Source organism: Flavobacterium sp. FPG59 (assembly GCF_002150205.1).
Lineage (GTDB): Bacteria > Bacteroidota > Bacteroidia > Flavobacteriales > Flavobacteriaceae > Flavobacterium.
This window is the reverse complement of record NZ_MTCA01000228.1, coordinates 1-4,792: the sequence shown is the minus strand read 5'-3', so window position 1 is coordinate 4,792 and position 4,792 is coordinate 1. Positions and strand designations below refer to the sequence as shown.

4 protein-coding genes are annotated in these 4,792 nt (G+C 36.6%); all 4 read left to right on the top strand.

Translation table 11 applies throughout. The features are described from left to right. The first annotated feature begins 185 nt into the window (after positions 1-185). The 4 genes from uvrA to FPG59_RS13940 all read left to right on the top strand — a co-directional run bounded on the left by uvrA (position 186) and on the right by FPG59_RS13940 (position 4,583). Entirely contained in the window at positions 186-3,017 is a 2,832-nt protein-coding gene (gene uvrA, locus FPG59_RS13955) for an excinuclease ABC subunit UvrA (RefSeq protein ID WP_086455192.1), read from the top strand. A 160-nt stretch (positions 3,018-3,177) separates the two neighbouring features. Then, positions 3,178-3,351 (top strand): hypothetical protein, encoded by a 174-nt coding sequence (locus FPG59_RS17000; protein WP_254906713.1) that lies wholly within the window; start codon positions 3,178-3,180, stop codon positions 3,349-3,351. Beyond that, entirely contained in the window at positions 3,345-3,602 is a 258-nt protein-coding gene (locus FPG59_RS16995) for an endonuclease domain-containing protein (RefSeq protein ID WP_369596824.1), read from the top strand. The genes FPG59_RS17000 and FPG59_RS16995 overlap by 7 nt, the downstream gene beginning before the upstream one ends. Positions 3,603-3,854: 252 nt before the next feature. After that, positions 3,855-4,583 carry a TIGR00730 family Rossman fold protein gene (locus tag FPG59_RS13940; RefSeq protein WP_086455190.1) on the top strand — a complete coding sequence of 243 codons (729 nt, stop codon included), beginning with the start codon at positions 3,855-3,857 and terminating at the stop codon, positions 4,581-4,583. Positions 4,584-4,792 lie beyond the last annotated feature (209 nt).

The window sequence follows — 4,792 nt, the reverse complement described above, 5'->3', positions numbered from 1 at the left end:
TAAAGAATCTATCCGAAATTAAAAAAAGACATTAAATGATATAAATTATGAGCATAATTAACCATTATATGTAAAAACGCTAACCACAATTAGCGTTTTTTTATGTCCCATTTTAACACAAACTTCTAAACTGTTGCATCAAAAGAACAAATCAAAATGGTAACTTTGCTTTTTTGCAAAAAATTATGCTAGACAAAGACAATACCATTGAAGTTCAAGGCGCTCGCGTGCACAACTTAAAAAATATAGATGTTTCCATTCCAAGAGAAAAACTGGTTGTAATTACCGGTCTTTCAGGTTCCGGGAAATCCTCCTTAGCTTTTGATACCATTTATGCCGAAGGGCAACGCCGTTATGTAGAAACGTTTTCTGCCTATGCACGTCAGTTTTTGGGTGGACTAGAACGTCCTGATGTTGATAAAATTGACGGGCTTTCGCCTGTGATTGCTATTGAACAAAAAACAACCAGTAAAAGTCCGCGTTCTACGGTAGGAACAATAACTGAAATTTATGATTTCTTGCGTTTGCTTTATGCTCGTGGTGCCGATGCCTATAGTTACAACACCGGAGAAAAAATGGTTTCTTACTCTGATGAACAAATTAAGGATTTGATTATTCAGGATTTTGCAGGAAAACGAATCAATATTTTGGCTCCCGTAATTAGAGCTCGAAAAGGACATTACGCAGAGCTTTTTCAACAAATTGCTAAGCAAGGGTTCTTGAAAGTTCGTGTCAATGGCGACGTGCTTGATATTACTCTTGGGATGAAGCTCGACCGTTACAAAACACACGACATTGAAATTGTTGTGGATCGAATGGTAATAGAAGACACACCAGATAACGCCAAACGTTTGATGGAAAGCATCAATACCGCCATGAATCAAAGTGAAAATGTATTGATGGTTCTCGACCAAGATTCGAATGAGGTGCGCTATTTTAGTCGGAACTTGATGTGTCCTAGCACCGGAATATCCTATCAAAATCCAGAACCTAATTTATTTTCTTTCAATTCTCCAAAAGGAGCTTGTGATCATTGCAACGGACTTGGAACTGTGAATGAAGTCAACAGTAAAAAAATTGTTCCAAACCCAAAATTATCTATTAAAGCGGGTGGTTTTGCCCCTTTAGGCGAATACAAAAGCTCTTGGATTTTTAAGCAATTGGAAACTATTGGTGAAAAATTTGGTTTTAAATTGACTGATGCCATTGAAACCATTCCAGCTGAGGCCATGGAAATGATTTTGAATGGTGGTAAAGAAAAATTTAGCATCGAATCGAAAACAGCTGGGGTTACCAAAGAATATAAAATTGATTTTGAAGGAATTTCGCATTTCATAAAAAACCAATACGATGAAAGTGGTTCAGCCACGATCAAGCGTTGGGCAAAAGAATTCATGGACGAGATAAAATGTCCTGTTTGTGAAGGTTCCCGATTAAAAAAAGAAGCCAAATTCTTTAAAATCAACACAAAAAACATCACCGAATTGTGCGACATGGACATTTCGGATTTGACTGCTTGGTTCAAAGATTTAGACAATCATTTATCTGATAAACAGCAGCGTATTGCCACTGAAGTAATCAAAGAGATTAAGGATCGTTTGCATTTCTTGATGAATGTAGGCTTGGATTATTTGGCTTTAAGCCGAAGCTCGAAATCACTTTCAGGAGGTGAAGCACAGCGCATTCGTTTGGCTACTCAAATTGGTTCTCAGTTGGTTGGTGTGTTGTATATTTTGGATGAACCGAGTATTGGCTTACACCAGCGAGACAATGAAAAACTTATTCAATCGCTAGAGCAGTTGCGAGACATAGGGAATTCAGTAGTGGTGGTGGAACATGACAAAGACATGATAGAACGCGCTGATTATGTGATTGATATTGGACCCAAAGCCGGAAAATACGGTGGTGAAATCATTAGTAAAGGAACGCCTGCCGAAATCTTGAAACACCATACTATTACAGCGATGTATATGAATGGCGAGATGAAAATTGAAGTTCCTAAAAAACGGAGAGAAGGCAACGGAAAATTCCTGAAACTATCTGGAGCTACTGGAAATAATCTAAAAAATGTTTCGATTGAGTTGCCTTTGGGCAAAATGATTTGTGTGACGGGAGTTTCGGGAAGTGGAAAATCGACTTTGATCAACGAGACGCTCTACCCTATTTTGAATGCCTATTATTTTAATGGTGTTAAGAAACCACAACCGTACAAAAAAATTGAAGGTTTAGAACATATCGATAAAGTGATTGATATTGACCAAAGCCCGATTGGTAGAACACCACGTAGTAATCCAGCAACTTACACCGAAGTTTTTACAGAAATCAGAAACCTATTTACGATGACATCTGAAAGTATGATTCGGGGATATAAAGCAGGACGTTTTAGCTTTAATGTAAAAGGAGGACGCTGCGAAACCTGCGAAGGATCAGGTGTTCGAACAATAGAAATGAACTTTTTACCTGATGTGTACGTGGAATGCGAGACCTGTCAAGGAAAACGTTTTAATAGAGAAACACTAGAAATAAGATACAAAGGAAAATCCATTTCGGATGTGTTGAACATGACTATTGATGAGGCTGTTCCATTTTTTGAAAATATCCCGAAGATATATAGAAAAGTTAAAACCTTACAAGATGTAGGTTTGGGTTATATCACTCTAGGACAACAGAGTACCACACTTTCTGGAGGTGAAGCGCAACGTATCAAGTTAGCAGGTGAATTGTCTAAAAAAGATACTGGAAATACGTTTTACATCTTGGACGAACCTACGACAGGACTCCATTTTGAGGATATTAGAGTGCTGATGGAAGTGATTAACAAATTGGTTGACAAAGGAAATACGATCCTAATTATTGAGCACAATATGGACGTAATTAAACTAGCTGATTACATTATTGATATTGGTCCTGAAGGCGGAAAAGGCGGCGGTCAGTTGATTGCAAAAGGCACGCCTGAAGAAGTAGCGAAAAGCAAAAAAAGCTATACCGCACAGTTTTTAAAGAAAGAGTTGGTTTAATTCCCCTCCTCTGGAGGGGTGCCCGCCGCGGCGGGCGGGGTAGTTTTTAGATATTTTAATTTTTTGCAAAAATTAGCTTTTTTATGTAAATTGTAATCTAGTAACGGCACCACCTTAATAGTAACCTCTACTATCAGGGGAATTTAAATGAACAAATCGTATGGAAAGTAATCGCGAAATAGCCGCTTATATAAACGGGAAACCAATTTATAGGGATTTCATCGAAAACTTACCCTACAACATAAAATTAAAAAACAGAGCTAGAGCATTACGCAAAGCAGGTGTGCTTTCAGAAGTGATTTTTTGGTTGCAAGTTCATAAAGGAATATTTTAAAAATAGATTTTGACAGACAAAGAATCATAGGTAACTATATAGTAGATTTTTATGTAAAAACCTTGGGGTTAGTAATCGAAATTGACGGTTCGAGCCATGAAAACAAGGAAGAATACGATAAAAAAAGAGAAGAGTATCTTCTATCTTTAGGTTTAAAAGTATACCGAATTTCTGATTCAAGGATAAAGCATGATTTGAATAATGTGATGAATGAGCTGGAGCAATATATTATTTTGGAGTTTGGTAGTTAAGTGAATGAGATTTGAAAATGTACCTATAAAAATCCACCCCGCCCTGCGAGCACCCCTCCAAAGGAGGGGAATAAAAAAGTGGTAAAGCAGTACGCTTCAGTTTTAAAAAAAGAATTACTTTAGCAGGCTCGATTTTTAGCCCTGATGGAAGTGGCATCCTTTTTATTTTTTTCTTAAAAAAATAAAAAGATAGAACGGACAGCAGGATAAAGCTCCTGAAAAAAAATAGAAAAGATAATTAAAATACAGAATATGAGATTAGAAGATTTTGATAATGATGAGGATAAAGTAATCCAAGACCGATTGAAGCAGAAAGATTGGAATGAAATACGTACTAACGACAGCTGGGCGATTTTTAAAATCATGTCGGAGTTTGTAAATGGGTACGAAAGCATGGGGCGAATAGGTCCTTGTGTGTCTATTTTTGGATCTGCGAGAACCAAACCAGAGGATCCGAATTACTTATTGGCAGAAAAAATTGCTTACAAAATTAGTAAAGCGGGTTACGGAGTAATTACTGGCGGTGGTCCTGGAATTATGGAAGCTGGAAATAAAGGTGCGCATTTAGGCGGTGGAACATCGGTAGGATTGAATATTGAGCTGCCTTTTGAGCAGCATTTTAACCCGTATATTGACACGGATAAAAACTTAAACTTTGATTATTTCTTTGTACGCAAAGTAATGTTTGTGAAATATTCGCAAGGATTTGTGGTTATGCCAGGAGGTTTTGGAACACTAGACGAACTTTTTGAAGCTATAACGCTGATTCAAACGAAGAAAATTGGAAAATTCCCTATTATTCTGGTAGGTAGCAGTTTTTGGTCTGGGCTGTTAGACTGGGTAAAAACCGTACTTGTAGAAAAAGAAAAAACAGTGAGTCCTGGGGATTTAGACTTAATTAAAATTGTAGATACCGAAGATGAAGTTGTAGCAGTAATTGATGCCTTTTATAAGAAATACGATTTATCTCCTAATTTTTAATACGATAAAGAAGCTGCTCACAACAGCTTCTTTTTTTTGTCAAAATTTAAAAAAAATAAGAATTTCGTGTTGAATAATACTTATATTTAGCCCTTTGAGTGCAACTGGTTTATTTTAAAAAGAAATGATTTTGCTACAGAATCTTAAATATTTAAACCTTTTTTACAATAAGCACTTGATTTTTTATTGGCATTAATTTTAAACAAAGG